The organism is Roseateles sp., assembly GCF_036486225.1.
Lineage (GTDB): Bacteria > Pseudomonadota > Gammaproteobacteria > Burkholderiales > Burkholderiaceae_C > Roseateles.
Genome location: NZ_DASVNZ010000095.1, coordinates 1 through 14,904, shown reverse-complemented (window position 1 = coordinate 14,904; position 14,904 = coordinate 1). Strand labels below are relative to the sequence as shown.

At 69.5% G+C, this 14,904-nt stretch carries 14 protein-coding genes; 6 read left to right on the top strand and 8 right to left on the bottom strand.

Features of this window, described 5'->3' with window-relative positions; genetic code table 11:
* From VF536_RS07255 to VF536_RS07245, 3 genes are all read left to right on the top strand, one after another.
* Positions 1–1,193, top strand: a 1,193-nt coding sequence (locus VF536_RS07255; RefSeq protein WP_414710303.1) for an HlyD family secretion protein, incomplete at its 5' end; no start/stop codon positions are given.
* The gene (locus VF536_RS07250) at positions 1,190–2,626 is read left to right on the top strand and encodes an efflux transporter outer membrane subunit (protein WP_331614142.1); all 1,437 of its coding nucleotides are present in this window, start codon (positions 1,190–1,192) and stop codon (positions 2,624–2,626) included. The genes VF536_RS07255 and VF536_RS07250, both read left to right, overlap by 4 nt.
* Before the next feature lie 275 nt (positions 2,627–2,901).
* Entirely contained in the window at positions 2,902–3,042 is a 141-nt protein-coding gene (locus tag VF536_RS07245; RefSeq protein WP_331614141.1) for a hypothetical protein, read from the top strand.
* Between the two features lie 69 nt (positions 3,043–3,111).
* On the opposite strand, the gene VF536_RS07240 is transcribed toward VF536_RS07245, so the two are convergent.
* Both VF536_RS07240 and VF536_RS07235 read right to left on the bottom strand, forming a co-directional pair.
* Positions 3,112–5,160 carry an alkaline phosphatase gene (locus VF536_RS07240; protein ID WP_331614140.1) on the bottom strand — a complete coding sequence of 683 codons (2,049 nt, stop codon included), beginning with the start codon at positions 5,158–5,160 and terminating at the stop codon, positions 3,112–3,114.
* Between the two features lie 57 nt (positions 5,161–5,217).
* Positions 5,218–5,775 carry a hypothetical protein gene (locus tag VF536_RS07235; RefSeq protein WP_331614139.1) on the bottom strand — a complete coding sequence of 186 codons (558 nt, stop codon included), beginning with the start codon at positions 5,773–5,775 and terminating at the stop codon, positions 5,218–5,220.
* 110 nt (positions 5,776–5,885) lie between these two features.
* On the opposite strand from VF536_RS07235, the gene VF536_RS07230 reads away from it, so the two are divergent.
* Positions 5,886–6,536, top strand: coding sequence for a class I SAM-dependent methyltransferase (locus VF536_RS07230; RefSeq protein WP_331614138.1), 651 nt, complete (start codon positions 5,886–5,888; stop codon positions 6,534–6,536).
* Positions 6,537–6,572: 36 nt separating this feature from the next.
* Here VF536_RS07230 and VF536_RS07225 read toward each other — a convergent pair whose 3' ends face one another.
* The 3 genes from VF536_RS07225 to VF536_RS07215 form a co-directional block, all read right to left on the bottom strand.
* The gene (locus tag VF536_RS07225; protein ID WP_331614137.1) at positions 6,573–7,001 is read right to left on the bottom strand and encodes a hypothetical protein; all 429 of its coding nucleotides are present in this window, start codon (positions 6,999–7,001) and stop codon (positions 6,573–6,575) included.
* Positions 6,998–7,675 (bottom strand): helix-turn-helix domain-containing protein, encoded by a 678-nt coding sequence (locus tag VF536_RS07220; protein ID WP_331614136.1) that lies wholly within the window; start codon positions 7,673–7,675, stop codon positions 6,998–7,000. Before VF536_RS07220 ends, VF536_RS07225 begins: the two co-directional genes overlap by 4 nt.
* 112 nt (positions 7,676–7,787) lie before the next feature.
* Positions 7,788–8,153 (bottom strand): PspC domain-containing protein, encoded by a 366-nt coding sequence (locus tag VF536_RS07215; protein WP_331614135.1) that lies wholly within the window; start codon positions 8,151–8,153, stop codon positions 7,788–7,790.
* A gap of 184 nt (positions 8,154–8,337) precedes the next feature.
* Between VF536_RS07215 and VF536_RS07210 the strand changes: the two genes are divergently transcribed.
* Complete coding sequence (locus VF536_RS07210; protein WP_331614134.1) at positions 8,338–9,030, top strand: carboxylesterase; 693 nt, start codon at positions 8,338–8,340, stop codon at positions 9,028–9,030.
* Positions 9,027–12,209 (top strand): S9 family peptidase, encoded by a 3,183-nt coding sequence (locus VF536_RS07205; RefSeq protein ID WP_331614133.1) that lies wholly within the window; start codon positions 9,027–9,029, stop codon positions 12,207–12,209. The genes VF536_RS07210 and VF536_RS07205 overlap by 4 nt, the downstream gene beginning before the upstream one ends.
* A 3-nt stretch (positions 12,210–12,212) precedes the next feature.
* Here VF536_RS07205 and VF536_RS07200 read toward each other — a convergent pair whose 3' ends face one another.
* The 3 genes from VF536_RS07200 to VF536_RS07190 all read right to left on the bottom strand — a co-directional run.
* Positions 12,213–13,316, bottom strand: coding sequence for a M48 family metallopeptidase (locus tag VF536_RS07200; protein ID WP_331614132.1), 1,104 nt, complete (start codon positions 13,314–13,316; stop codon positions 12,213–12,215).
* Positions 13,317–13,332: 16 nt separating this feature from the next.
* The gene (locus tag VF536_RS07195) at positions 13,333–14,598 is read right to left on the bottom strand and encodes a YjgN family protein (protein WP_331614131.1); all 1,266 of its coding nucleotides are present in this window, start codon (positions 14,596–14,598) and stop codon (positions 13,333–13,335) included.
* A gap of 41 nt (positions 14,599–14,639) precedes the next feature.
* Positions 14,640–14,904 (bottom strand): S-adenosylmethionine decarboxylase (locus VF536_RS07190; RefSeq protein WP_331614130.1); only part of this gene is annotated, 265 nt, incomplete at its 5' end.

The following is a 14,904-nucleotide window of genomic DNA, read 5'->3' as shown; positions in this document are numbered from 1 at the left end:
CACCGGCAGCGGCAGCGCCGTCGGAGTCGCCATCGGGGTCGCCGCCGGCCTCCCCGCCTTCGCCGCCGCCCGTCCCGCCACCTGTGCCGACACCGACGCCAGCTCCGCCAGCACCCGCGCCGAAGTATCTGAAGGCCTCCACGACGGCGATCGTCGCGATGGCCGTCGTCGCACTGGTCGGCGTGACGCTGGTGATGCGCGCGTGGGAGTTGGGCCCCTTCGACTCCAACAACGAGACGACCGACAACGCCTACCTGCGCGGCGCGGTCACGGTGCTGTCGCCGCAGGTCAACGGCTACGTCGTGGAGGTGCTGGTCAAGGACTTCGAGCAGGTGAAGGCAGGACAGCCGCTGGTGCGCATCGACGACCGGCTGTATGCCGCCGCCGTCGCGCAGGCGGAGGCGCAACGCGCCAGCGCCGGCTCCCAGTTCGACAACTTCGATCAGACGCAGGCCCAGAACCAGGCGACCTTGGCAGCCTCGCGCGCGACGCTGGCTTCGGCGGAAGGCGAGCTCGCGCGCTCCAGTGCGGAGCTGACGCGGGTCGAGGACCTGGCGGGCCGAGGCTCGGTCTCGCTGAACGAGCGCGACCGCGTCCGCGCCAGCAACCGCCTCGCGACCGCCAACGTCGACAAGGCGCGCGCCGACATCCGCATCGGCGAGGAGCGCATCAAGGCGACCACCGTCAGTCGTGGCGGCCTGAACGCGCAGGTGCAAGCGGCGGAGGCGCAGCTCGCGACCGCGCGCATCAACCTGTCCAACACGGTGATCCGCGCGCCGGCCGACGGGCAGGTCAGCGAGGTCTCGGTGCGGCTGGGACAGTACGTCAGCGCGGGCTCGCAGCTGCTGTTCCTCGTGCCGCGTCAGCTGTGGCTGGTCGCCAACTTCAAGGAGACGCAGACGGGTCGCATGCAGGTCGGCCAGCCGGCGAGCTTCCGGGCCGACGCACTCAAGGGCGTGCGTTTCAGCGGTCGCGTGCAGCAGCTCGCGCCGGCGACGGGGTCGGAGTTCGCCGTGCTCAAGGCCGACAACGCGACCGGCAACTTCACCAAGGTCGTCCAGCGGCTGCCGGTGCGCATCGCGCTGGATCCGGACCAGCCCGGCGCGGATCGCCTGCGGCCGGGGATGTCGGTCGTGGTGACGGTGGAGACGTCGGCGTCGGCGTCGGCGCCTGCAACGGGAGCTTCCCGATGAAACGCTTCGCGGCAACGCCGGGCGCATTGCTGGCGACGGCGCTCATCGCCGGCTGCGCTCCCGCGCTGCGCGCGCCGCCAGAGGCCTCACGCATCGAGCCCCCCATCGGCTGGCGCGAGCAACCCGTGTCGAGCGCATCGTCAGCGTCGGCGCCCTCGCCTTCGCCCTCGTCTGCAGCATCGGCGCCTGTTGCCGAGCTTCGCGCGCAGTGGTGGCGCGACTTCGGCGATACGGCGCTCGATGAGCTGGTCGAACGCGCGCTCGCTCACAACAACGACCTGCTGCTGGCCGGAGCCCGCCTCGACGAAGCGCGTGCGGCGCTGTCCGCAAGCCGGGCCGCCGAAGGTCCGCAGCTCAATGCGACGCTCGCCGTCCAAGGTTCGCGGACGCTGCAGCCGACGGGCATCTCGGAATCGCACGTCGTCCAGCCAGGGCTGGCGGCGTCCTGGGAGCTCGACCTCTGGGACCGCCTCGGCGCGCTGACACGGGCGGCACGCCTGCGCGTCGCCGCGAGCGAGGCCGATCGCGACGGCGCCGCGTTGAGCGTGGCCGCGACGACCACGCAGTCCTACATCGCCTTGCTGGCGCTGGAATCGCAGCTGGCGCTGTCCAAGCGCACGCTCGATTCACGCGCAGAGGCTTTGCGGCTCGCGCAGGACCAGGCGCGCACCGGCTACATCTCGCAGCTGCAGCTGACGCAGGCGCAGGCCGAGTACGCCTCGGTCGCGCAGCAGGTGCCGCAGCTGGAGCTCGCGATCCGGCGCCAGGAGAACGCGCTCGCCCAGCTCACCGGGCAGCCGCCCGGCGACATGCCGCGCGGTCGTCGCTTCGAGGAACTCGACCTGCCGCTGCCGCCGGTGGTGCTGCCGTCGGCGCTGCTGGAGCGGCGGCCCGATCTGGCGCAGGCCGCGCTGACGCTGGCCGCGAGCGACGCGACGCTGGCCTCGCGCCGGGCGGCCTTCCTGCCGCAGATCCAGTTCAGCGCGTCAGCGGGCCGGCTCTACGTGTCCGCGCTCGACTACGACCCGATCCGGGTCTGGAGCATCGGCGGCAGCGTGCTCGCGCCGCTGTTCGACGCGGGTCGACTGCAAGCGCAATTCGACACCGCGACCGCGCAGCGCGACCAGGCCGCGTATGCCTACCGTGGTCGCGTGCTGACGGCACTCACTGAGGTCGAGAACGCGTTGGCCGGCATCGAGCGCCTGGACCGCCAACGTCGCTTCTCGCAGGAGCGCCGCGAGGTGCTGGCGCGCTCGCTGCAGTACGCGCACGACCGGTATGAGGCGGGCTATGCGGGCTACCTCGAAGAACTCGATGCGCAGCGCAACCTCTTCGCGCAGGACAACGACCTGATCCGCATCCGGCAGAGCGAGTTGGAGAACCGGCTGGCGTTGGTAAGGGCGCTGGGTGGAGGATGGCAACGGTCACCGTAGCCTCCCGAAGTTCTCCCCCATTCTGGGGTTCTCAGCATCCCCCACCGACCCCTCCCTTGGCGCGATTTCCAAGTGCCGTCCTTGTGCGCAAGATCTGGACTCGTCCGATGCACGCCGGGCGGCCTGACCGCATCGTCTCCTTCCGCTGCTCCCGGAAGGGTTGCCCGGCGTCGCAACGGACGAAGGAACTTGTCTTAGATCAATCGCGCCGCCCTCCTTGAAACCAGACTTGACTGCTATCGGAGAGAGGCGCTCATCGAAGTGGAGTTGAGTAGATGGAAAACCATATCGCCCTGGCGCCCAAGCGCAATTACACGCTGGCCGAGATGATTGCCCAGTGCGACCTTTCCGCGCCGCCTCCGGCGGACATGGCGGACTGGGACGAAATGAAACCGGTAGGTGGTGAGGTGTGGTGAGGAGCGTGCTGCAGAAACGACGAGGGGCCCGCAGGCCCCTCAATCGAAGTCATTGCCAAGCGATGACGTTTACTTCTTCACCACCTTCGTCGGCCGCTTCGCGCCGGTCGCATCGGCCGGAGCGGTCGCGCCCTTCACAGCCGCCTGCGCGAGCTTGAAGAACACGTCCGTGTTGTCGATGACGCCAGTGAAAGCCAGCGCGCCCGGGCCGAAGGCCGACAGCGGGATGTCGGTCGCCGTGTGCACCGCCTGCTCGCCGGGCACCTGGCCCGTGACCAGGAATTCACCCGTCGCGTCGTCGCGCTCGGCGGCGTTGGCCGGGTACCACTTCAGCGGCTCGGACTTGGCCATCGGCTGCTGCGAGTCACGCAGCGGCGTCGCGTTCGTGCGCCAGTCTTCGTAGCGGTCCGCGTTCGCGCCGTATCCCACCAGCAGGCGGTAGTCGATGTCCGTCGCTTCCGGATAACCGTCCGCGGCGATGCGGTAACGCGGGAAGCCCGCCTTCTCGTACACGCCGACGACCTTGTCGCGCAGGTTGGCCGCGCCCTTCTTCGTCGCCGCGTCCAGCAGCGCCTGGTCGGTCAGCATCGAGCCGCCGATCAGCGCCGCGCCAGAGCACTCGTGGTCCGCCGTCACGATGACCAGCGTGTCGCCGTTCTCCCGCGCGAAGTCCTGCGCAACCTGCACGGCACGGTCGAACTCGATCGTGTCCAGCATCCAGCGTTCGCTGTCCATGTTGTGCGCCTGCTTGTCGATCGAGGCGCCCTCGATCATCAGCACGAAGCCCTTCTGCTGCTTCTTCAACGTCGCGATCGCGGCCTTGGCCATCTCGTCGAGCATCGGCTGGTCGGGGAAGCCGTAGTCGTCGACGACGCTGCCGCCAGCCAGACCCTTCTTCGCGCCGCGGCGGCCGTCGATCTTGTCCAGCGCCACGTTCATGTTGGAGAACGCGAACAGGCCCAGCAGCTTGTCGGCACCCGCGCCCGCCGTGGCGGCTTCGAGTTCCGTCTTCGTCGGCGCGTAGCGGTAGCCGGCGCCCTGGAATTCCTGGATCAGGTCGCGGCCCTTGTCCTTCGCGCCCGGCGCGGCGCCCCAGCGCTTGACGATCTCCGAGGTGTGGGGATCGGTCGCCGAGAACGCGTAATCGTTGCCATCGGCGCGCTCCGAGCCGGCGGTGCCCGCCGGCAGGAACCACTTGCGGCCGCCGCCCAGCAGCACCGTCAGCCCCGTGCGCGAGCGGTCGTCGAAGAACTGGTCCACGATGCCGGTGCCCGCGCCGCGGTTGCTCGTGTGCACTGCGTTGCCGGCCGGCGTCGCGTCGAACACGTCGGCCGTCGTCACGATGCCCAGCGCCTTGCCTTGCGTGCGGTGCAGGTACTCGGACAGGTATTCGATGCGCGGGTTGTCGAAGGGCTCGATCGTGTCGTCGGGGAACACGCCTTCTTCATTGTTGTTGTTCTTGTTGCCCGAGACATAGGACGTCATGCCCGGCGACGAGTCCGTCACCACCGAGTTCAAGGACGCCGTCTTCACCATGCCCGTCGCCGGGAAGGTGTCCATCGCCAGCGGGTTGATCACCTTGCCCTGCGCGTAGCCGCCCTTGACGATGCGGGCCGCGGTGCGTTGCGCCGCGCCCATGCCGTCGCCCAGCAGGATGATGATGTTCTTGACCTTCGGGCCCATGGCCGCGGTGAACGGCACGACGTCGAAGTTGCCGGTGGCGGCGACCTTCTGGCCGTCGGACTGCGTAGCCTCGACGCTGAACTCGTGGCGACCGGCCTTCTCCAGGCTCACCGCGCGGATCGTGGCGATCGCGGTCTCGGCGCTCAGGCCCTTCACGCAGCCGGTGGCACAGTCACGCAGCGCGACGGTTGCGTCGACCGGTTTGCCGTCGATCACGAAACGCGCGGCGGTGATGCGCTGGCCGGCGTCCGGCTTGATCGTCGCCTGCAGGTCGAAGCGCTGACCGGGCAGGAAGCGCGCGATCACGGGCTCCGGCTGGCCGGTGGAGAAGCGCTCGCTCGGCGGCGTCAGGCGCGTGACCGTGGGGGCGGCCTGGGCGGCGCTCAGGGCCAGCAGCGCGCAGGCGCCGGCGAGCAGGGAAGGCAGGTGTTTCATCGTGGAGGACTCGAGTCGAGGAAATCGGGAACCGCGCGGACGGCGGTCAGGCACAGGTCAATGACGATGGCCGTGGCTGTCGGGCTGGGCGGAGGCGGAGGCCGACTGCGCTTCGAGCGCACCAGGCGGCAGTTGCAGGCGGATCCAGGAGACACGGCCGGACTCGTCCTCGACGCGGCCGATGGACAGCGTGCCGGTGAGCACCACCAGCCCGTCGCGATGCGCGACCAGACGCTCCTGTTGCGACGGATCGAGCAGCACGGTCACGGCGGCCGCTGGCAGGTCGTCGGCCTCGCCGTCGGCGTGTTCGCTCATGCGCACCGGGCGCGGCGTGAGCCAGAAGCGGCCCGGCTTGGCCTGCTCCTGCGCGACCATGTAGCCGACCAGGCGCACCGGGCGGCCGTCGGCGGCGCGCAGCGCGTCGGACAGCTCCAGGCCCGCCGGACCGATCGGCGACTTGAAGAACTGCGAGAACTTCAGATCGGACGCTGCGGCGGGCGGCGCGGACTCGGCGTGCGCGGCGGCCAGGGGAAGGACGACCGCGGCGCACAGCGCGGCGATCGAGCGGGTGGCGCGTCGGGCAAGCCGCGTACCTGTGGTGAGTTGGACGCACATAGGGACGCGATTCTTTCGGTCCCGCATGACGGTTCCGTGACGCTCCGTTTTTCTTGCTTGACACCGGCCTCCGCACCACGCGAAGCTGACCCGGCAGCACAAGGGAGTCCATGAACACGCCAGACCCCAGTCCTGGCCGGCAAGCCTCGAACGCGCTCTATGCGCGCCGTGCGCCGGTCTACGACTATGAGTTGATGCCGGTGGCGCCGTTGCGGCGCGAGGCGATCGCCTTGCTCGACCTGCAGCCGGGGCAGATCGTGCTCGACGTCGGCGCAGGCACCGGGCTGAGCCTGCCTGGACTAAGCAGCGCGGTCGGGCGCACCGGGCGGATCGTCGCCGTCGAGCCCTGCGAGACGATGATGCGCCAGGCGAAACAGCGCGCGCGGGTGGAGCACCTCCCGACCCCGATCGAATACCTCGGCGTCGCCGCCGAAGACGCGGACTACGCGTCCGTGCTTGGCACGCGCCGGGCAGACGCGGCGATCTTCTTCTTCACGCACGACGTGCTGCAGAGCGACGAGGGCCTCAGGCGCGCCTTCGCGGCGCTCAAGCCCGGTGCGCGCATCGTGGCGGCAGGGCTCGCCTGGGCGCCGCCGTGGATGCCGATGAGCAACCTGTTCGTGCTCGGCGCGGCCATGCATTCGATCGTGCGCATGGATGGGCTCGACTGCCCATGGCGGCTGCTCGAGGCACGGATGAAGAACGCGGAGGTCGAGCGCCGTTGGCTCGCCTCCGCGTATGTGTTGACCGGTCAGGTCTAGTGGATCGCCTTCACTGCGCTTCCTTGGTGGCGGGCATCACGTCGAACGCGTCTTGCTCATCCCGGCAACCAAACGCCTCGCGCCCGCTTGACGGAGCACATGGAGCAGCTCCGCCAAGGTGTAAGGCGGCTTCTTGAGTTCCTTTGCGGCTTGCGAGACCGCCCGAGACATCGCCTCCGGGTGTGCGTCGAAAGCTTCATCCAGGAACTGCCCAGGACGCAGAACCCGGACGCCCAGGCGCTTCATCTGGGCCCGGGCGAAGTCCTTGACGCGAAGGCGCCCCGCAGCCTTCGCCCGATCAAGACCGTAGACCTTGACCATGTTGCGGAGAAATTCGTCGTCGATGCTTTCGGTCCAGTGAGCCGAAAACAGACGCTCCGCGCGCATGTCCATGAGGACGTCGCTCAGTCGCAGCCTGAGCTGCACGCAGGTATCCAGGACGACGAGCGTGTCGCTGTGGTTCACGGACGTGTCTTGCGATCGGCATTGACGGCGACCTTCGCTGACTTGGCAGCGCCTGCGCTTTCGCGGACGACGTTCGTGAAGTGCCCTTCCGGGACGTCGTACAGGCCGGCCTCCACACCGGCCTCGCGAGGGGACTTGGCCCCGTCGAGCTGCCGGGTCCGAACCTCCAGGTAGGCCTGCACGGCCGAGATCCGAATACGGCGATGACCTCCTTCGGTCATGACGACCTCGCCCAGCTTGCCCTGGTCGCACAGCATGGAAACGTGCGGTCGACTGACCTCGAGCTTCGCGGCCGCTTGCGCCGTCGTGAGCAGTCCGTCTGTCGCCGCCGGCTTCGCCTCCGGAACCGCACCCTCGCCGGCCTCTGCGTTCGCCAGCCTGGCAATCAGCGCCATCCGAATTGCCTTGCCCTCCGCGGTCCGGGCACTCAGCGACCGGTCCAGGGCCTTGGCGACCAGCACGGTGATGTAGGCCTCCAGGTCGACCGACTTGGACCCGGAAGCACCCGTGGAGGCATTCCTGCTTCCCTTCGGCGGCGGACACACGAAGCTCTTCACTTCTGCCGCCACCGCCTTCCCCACCTGCTCGGCGATGGGGTTCAGCGGGTCTGCCAGAAGGGGCACGTACTTCACGGCAGCGGCGGCCTTGGCAGCAAGATGATGAGCGCGAGGCATCAGTGGTCTCCGTCGGAATGCCAGTGAGCGCCCATCATAGCAAAAGTGAAAAACTCGAAAATAGAGAAATGATCATCGAGAAGAGCAGTCGCCGCCGACTGCCGTCGTTCCCTCAATCCTCCAGCGGCACAAAGATCCACAGCAGCAGGTACAGCAGCACCCCGCCGCCGGCGCAGGTCGTGAGCGCCACGAACACGATGCGCCAGAACCACGCCGCCAGGCCGCTCAGCCGGGCGAGCCCGCCGCACACGCCGCCGATCCAGCGGTCGTCGCGGCTGCGGCGGAAGGTGTTGATGGCGTTCACCACCGGCGCGCCGCCGTTGCCGCCGTGCGGCGTGGCGTAGGCGTAGGAGGTCGAGCTCGACGACCGGTTGCTCGCGTTGAGCACCCGCTCCTTGGCCTTCGCGAACTCCTCGTCGCTGAGGATGCCGCGTTGATGCAGATCGGCCAGGCGGCTGAGTTCTTCGCTGTCGGACATGGTGGGCTCCTTTCCCGGAAGGTCGTGCATCGGAAGATGCGATGGAGTGAAGACTACGGATCCGCCCCGACCGGTGCGAGCCGCGTGCGACCGGCTGCATCTGGGCGCGATGCGGAGCGGATGAGACGCGACAGGGCGTTTCCACCCAGGACCGGCGCCGCGCGGCGCACTAGCATTCCCGCCCATGAACCTCGAAACCATCGAAATGCAGACCCGCGAGGCGCCCCGTTTCAGCCTGCTGGTGCTGCACGGCCTGGGCGCCGACGGCAACGACTTCGTCCCCGTGGTCCAGGCCCTGGACCTGGCGCCCGTGCTCGCGCTGGGCGGCCTGCGCGTCGTGCTGCCGAGCGCGCCGCAGATCCCCGTCACCATCAACGGCGGCATGCGCATGCGCGCCTGGTACGACATCCGCCACGGCGACCTCAGCCAGCGCGAGGACGCCGACGGCCTGCGCGTGTCGCAGCGCCTGATCGAGGACCTGATCGCCCGCGAGGAGAGCGAGTTCGGCATCCCGCCGGAGCGCGTGGTGCTGATGGGCTTCTCTCAGGGCTGCGCGATGACGCTGATGACCGGGCTGCGGTATCCGAAGCGGCTCGCGGGCCTGGTGGGCCTGTCCGGCTACCTGCCCGTGCTGGACACGACCGAGGCCGAACGGAACGCCGCCAACGCGGACACGCCGATCTTCCTGGCGCACGGCAGCAACGACGGCGTCGTCGTTCCCGCGCGCGCCCACGCGTCGCTGGCCGAGCTGCGCCGGCTCGACTATGACGTCGAGTGGCACGAATACCCGATGGCCCACGAGGTCAGCATGGACGAGATCCAGGCCCTGCAGGCCTGGCTCGTGAAGACCTTGACCGCCGCGGGAGGTGTCCTGTGAACCGTTCCTTCCTGACCTCCCTCCCCGCGCTGTCGCTCGCCCTGCTGCCGTTGGCGCTCCTGTCGCCGCTGTCCGCGGCCACGCCGCCGCAGTCCGCCACGCCGGTCGCCGCCGCGGCGGCCACCCTCGGCCAGCCCGCCGCCGCCAGACTGCCGATCACGCACGACGTCTACGCCACCTGGCGCAGCATCCAGCACACGCAGCTGAGCCGCGACGGCCAATGGATCGCCTACGCGCTCGTCGCGCAGGAGGCCGATGGTGAGCTCGTCGTGCGCCACGTCGCCGACGGCCGCGAGTACCGCGCGCCGCGCGGCACCTCGCCGCAGTTCAGCGCCGACGGCCGCTTCGTCGCCTTCGCCGTTCAGCCGACGCGCGTGGACCTCGACAAGGCCAAGAAGGACAAGAAGAAGGGCGACGATGCGCCCAAGGCCGGCGCCGCGTGGATGGATCTGTCGACCGGCAAGGTCGAGTCCGTCGAACGCGTGAAGCGCTTCGCCTGGGGCAAGGACGGCGGCCAGCATCTGGCGCTGCTGCTGGACGCACCAGCGAAGAAGGATGCGAAAGCTCCGGCGGCGAAGGCCGACGAGGCGGATGACCTGTTCGATCAGGAAGCTCCGGCCGAAGGCGGCGGCGCGTCAGCGAAGAAGGTCCCCGGCAACGACCTGCTGCTGATCGACGCCGAGACGAAGCAGCGCAACACCTTCAAGGATGCGTCGGACTTCGCCTGGAACAACGGTGGCACGCTGCTGGCCTATGTCGTGTCGGTCAAGGAACCGGCGAAGAAGGAACCGGCCAAGCCCGCCGTGCCGACCGTGCAGCCGTCGCCGGCTTCGGGCGCTTCAGCGGTATCGGACGCCGCACCTGCGGTCGCCGAGGCAAGACCCGCCACCGACGACACCGCTCGCGAAGGCGTCTATCTCATCGACCCCGCCGCGCCGACACAGGCGCGCGCGGTGATGTCCGGCGCTGGCAGCTACAAGCAGCTGCGCTTCGACGAAGCCGGCCGCCGTCTGGCCTTCGTCAGCAATCGCGATCACGTCGCGCAGACGCGGGCTGCCGAGCAGGCAAAGAAGGCCGATGACAAGAAGGAGGAGAAGAAGGACGAGAAGGCCGACAAGCCCGATCCGACGCCGTTCAAGCTCTTCCTGTGGAAGGCCGGCCAGGAGCGCGCCTCGGTGCTCGTGAGCGCCGAGACCGCCGGCATGCCCGCCGGCTGGACGCCGAGCGAGCACGCCGCGCTCGCTTTCAGCAAGGACGGCCAGCGCCTGTTCCTCGGCACCGCCGAGCTCCCCGCGCCCGAGCCCAAGGATGCGCCCGAGCCGATGAAGGTCGACCTCTGGCACTGGAAGGATCCGGAGCTGCAGTCCGCGCAGAAGGCCAAGGCCGAACGCGAACGCGCGCGCAGCTACCGCGCGGTCGTCCACCTCGGCAACGACGTCGACGCCGCCCGCTTCGTGCAGCTCGCGACGAAGGAGCTGCCCACGATCCAGGTCAACGAGAACGCCGCCGTCGCGCTCGGCCTCAGCGAACTGCCGTACCGCCAGTTGATGTCATGGGAGGGCGCCTACATGGACGCCTATGCCGTCGACCTCAACACAGGCGCAGCGAAGCCGCTGGCGCGCAAGCTGCGCCACGCGCCGACGCTGTCGCCCGCCGGCCGCTACGTGCTGGGCTTCGACGCGCCTGCCGCGCGCTGGATGGCCTGGCGCACCGACACCGCCGCCGCCGTCGACCTGACCGGCAAGATCAAGTCGCGCTTCGACAACGACGACCGCGACGTCCCCGACCTGCCCTCGCCTTACGGCAGCGCCGGCTGGACCACGGACGACGACAGCGTCGTCGTCTACGACAAGTTCGACCTCTGGGCCGTGCAGCCCGCCACCGGCCAGTCCCGCAACCTCACGCAGGGCTGGGGCCGCAAGCAGCAGCTGCAGCTGCGCGTCGTGCCGCTCGATCCCGAGGACGCCGACAAGAAGCCGCTTCCCGCCGACGCGCTCACGCTGGCCGGCACGCACGACATCACACGTGCCAGCGGCTACTACCGTGTCGACGCAACCGGCGGCGCGCCCAAGGTGCTGATCCAGGACGACCGCATGATCGGCGGCCTGATCAAGGCCAAGGACGCGGACCGCATCGTCTTCACGCAGCAGACCTTCACCCAGTTCCCGGACCTGTGGACCAGCACGCTCGCGTTCCAGCAGCCGCAGCAGATCAGCGCGGCCAACCCGCAGCAGTCGCGGTATGAGTGGGGCACGCAGGAACTGGTCGAGTACACCGCCGCCGACGGGAAGAAGCTGCGCGCGCTGCTCGCGAAGCCGGCCGACTTCGACCCGAAGAAGCAGTACCCGATGATGGTCTACATCTACGAGAAGATGACCGACAACCGGTACCGCTACATCCCGCCGGCGCCGTCGCAGAACATCAACGTCACGCGTTACGTCAGCAACGGCTACCTGGTGCTGCGGCCGGACATCGTCTACACGACCGGCCAGCCGGGCAAGAGCGCGATGAACACGGTGCTGCCGGCGATCCGCCAGCAGATCGCCAAGGGTTACGTCGATCCGAAGCGCGTCGGCATCCAGGGTCACAGCTGGGGCGCGTACCAGATCAACTACCTGATCACGCACACCAACCAGTTCCGCGCGGCCGAGGCCGGCGCATCGATGGCCAACATGGTCAGCGGTTACGGCGGCATCCGCTGGGGCGCGGGCATCAGCCGCGCCTTCCAGTACGAGCACGGCCAGAGCCGCATCGGCGCCACGCCGTGGGAGCGTCCGGACCTGTACCTGGAGAACTCGCCGATCTTCCGTGTCGACAAGGTCACCACGCCCTACCTGACCATCCACAACGACGAGGACGACGCGGTGCCCTGGTACCAGGGCATCGAGTTCTTCACCGCCCTGCGACGCCTCGGCAAGGAAGCCTACTGGTTCAACTACAACGGCGAGAAGCACGGCCTGCGCGAGCGCGACAACATGAAGCACTACACCGTGCACATGGCCGAGTTCTTCGATCACTACCTGCTCGGCAGCCCTCGCCCGACGTGGATGGATCAGCCGGTGCCCTACCTGGAGCGCGGCAAGCGCGACGTGATGGGCCAGTTCAAGCCGGCCACGCCGCCGGCGGAGACCGCCGTGGCCAAGGGCCAGGAGGCCGCGGTCGGCGGCAGCGCCAAGTAAGGCTCAGGGCAGCGGTTCCGCGTTCTGCGCCGCGCGCCGGGCGCTCTCGATGCGCTCGCCGATCGGCGGGTGTGTCGAGAGCCACGCGGTGCTGCTGTCCACGCGGCCGTCCCGGCGCATCTGCTCCAGCACCTTGAGCCAGGCGCCGACCAGCGTTTCGTTGGGCAGGTGCTCGCGCAGGATCAGGCGCTGCGCTTCGGCGTCGGACTCGCGCTCCGCCTCGGACGGGTAGCGCAGCGTCTGCGCCGTGGCCAGCATGCCTGCCGCGACCGATGGGAAGTCACCCATCGCGACACCCGCCGCCGACAGCAGCCCGGCGCCCTGCACCAGGTGTCGCATCGCATGGCGGTGCTTCACATGGCCGGCCTCGTGGCCGAGCACGGCGATCAGTTCGTCCTCGCTCAAGGCCAGCGAGAGGCCGTCGAAGACGAAGATCGTCCCGTTGGGCAAGGCCATCGCGCCGAGGCCGGGGCGGTCGCCCTGACGCGCGAAGCGGACCTCCAGCGCCACGCCCGGGAACACCCGGGCGGCGATGTCGGCGAAACGCGCGCGTATCGCCTGCTGCCGCAGCTCGGGCAGCTGCGACGGTTTCAGCCAGGTGGCGGCGAGCTGCTCCTCGACCCGCTTGCCGACCGCATCGTCGAGCTGCTTCGGGATCAGCGGCAAGGCGGCGCGGGCCAGCAGGCCCACGCCCTGGCGGTCGAACCACACGACCAGCGCCACCAACGCCACCAGCGTGCACACGGCCAGGCTCCAGCTGCCGGCGATCTGCGCCATCAGCGACTGGCCGCCGAGCTCGCGCCCCATCGCGCTGTCCGCGGGGAGCCAGACCGTGCCGCCGTCCGGCAGGCCGACCGGCGTGGGATTGCCGCGCCAGCTTTCGCCGACCTTCAGCACCTTGCGGGCGTAGCGGCGCAGGCCGGGCATCGACGGCCGCGACGCGGCCAGTTCGGCCTCGGAGGGCAGCGTCGACGAGGCGGACTGCCCGCGCGGCGGCCACGGCATGAATTCGAGGTGGTTGAGGCTCAGGCGCACGCGCACGTCCTGCGGCCGGTTCTCGACGCCGTCGAACCAGCGGGCGGTGGCAGTGTGGATCTGCGGCCTCATGTCGGGTCCTGCGCGCTCACCAGCCGATGTCCAGGCCGAACGGCTGGACGCCGCCATCGCCGGCCGCCCCGCGGCCCGGTCCGGGACCTCGGCGTTGCGGGGCCAGGACGACCATCCTCTCGATCGGCGCGTCGGACAGCACGGTCATGCCCTCGATCCGCAGTCGGGCGATGCGCACGGCGAGGAAGGGCCAGTACAGGCCCAGCGTCAACACCGTCAGCGGGCCATGGACCAGCACGGTCTTGAAGAGCGCCAACACGGAGACCCCGTACGAGAACTCGATGCCGCCGCCCAGGCGCGTGTGGTTCCAGGTCAACTGCTGCAAGCCTGCCACGTAGACCGGCCAGGCGAAGGTCCAGACCACGCCGGCCACCAGCAGCGGCAGGAAGGTCGCGAGCCACGGCGTCTGCCCGCCCATCGCCAGCTTCAGCACCATCGACAGCCCCGCGCCGAGCAGGCCGGCCACCGCGCCGGCGACGATCAGCGCGACGGCCAGCCGCAGGTAGAGCGTGTAGAACGCGTCCACGGACAGCCGGAAGTCGAAGGCGAGATCGCCGTAGCGGGCATGGCGATGCTGGAAGTGCTTGAGCCGCCCATGCGCGAGCGGGAGCAGCAGCACGAGCGCGAGGGCCGCCAGTCCGTCGACGAGCCAACCCAGCCCCATGCCGCCGATGACCGACACCAGCGTCCATGCCACCAGCAGCGGCAGGCAGGAGGCGTAGACGGTGACGGCGTTCGCCTGGAAACCGAAGCGCAGGCCACGCCAGCTGGTGTTGGCCAGCCGGAAGCGCTGGGCGCTCGCAAACAGCATCGGCCCGACCGCGTAGAGCACCGCCAGCATGGCGAATCCCGTCACCGCGGACCAGTCGAACGCATGAACGCAGGCGACCAGCAGGACCAGCGCCAGCACGCGGCCGACGAGGATGCGACGCGGATCGCCGTGGAAGTCGAAGGGCTCGCCGGCCAGCAGCGTGTGCCGCGCGAACCAGCTCGCCTTGCGGCGCTTCGCCCAGGCGGAGTAGACACCGAGCGTCGCCAGCGTCAGCAGCGTGTTGACGATCCAGACGCGGAAGTAGTCACCGCCGGTGCCGGTGAACTGGAGCCGCTGCGCATGGCGTCGCATGGCGGAGAGGTCAGGATCGTGCGAGGCGTCCGATGACCGGGACGCCGGCCGCGCAGGCGCAGGCGGCGCCGAACCCGGTCCGCGCACCGGCACGGACAGGGGTGGCGCCGCCGGTGGCGCCTTGGGCACCAGCGTCAGCTCGGTCTCGCTCTCGATCAATCCCTCGACTCCCGGGCTCTCACGGCCCGGGCGAGAGTCTACTAAAGCGTCTGGTCGCCGAGCCGTCCCCGGACGAGCGCGTGATGCCGGGCGTCAGCCGGCTCGAACAGCGCCACCAGCGCCGCCATCAGCGCGCGCGCCTTGGTCGAGTTGTCGCCCTCGTAATTGCAGACGTAGACGTCCAGCGTCACCGAGGCGATCTCCGGCCAGGTGTGCAGCGCCACATGCGATTCGGCCAGCAGCAGCATGCCGGTGATGCCGCCCGGCTGGCCGTCCGTCGCGGGGGGAAAGCGGTGCCAGTGCTCC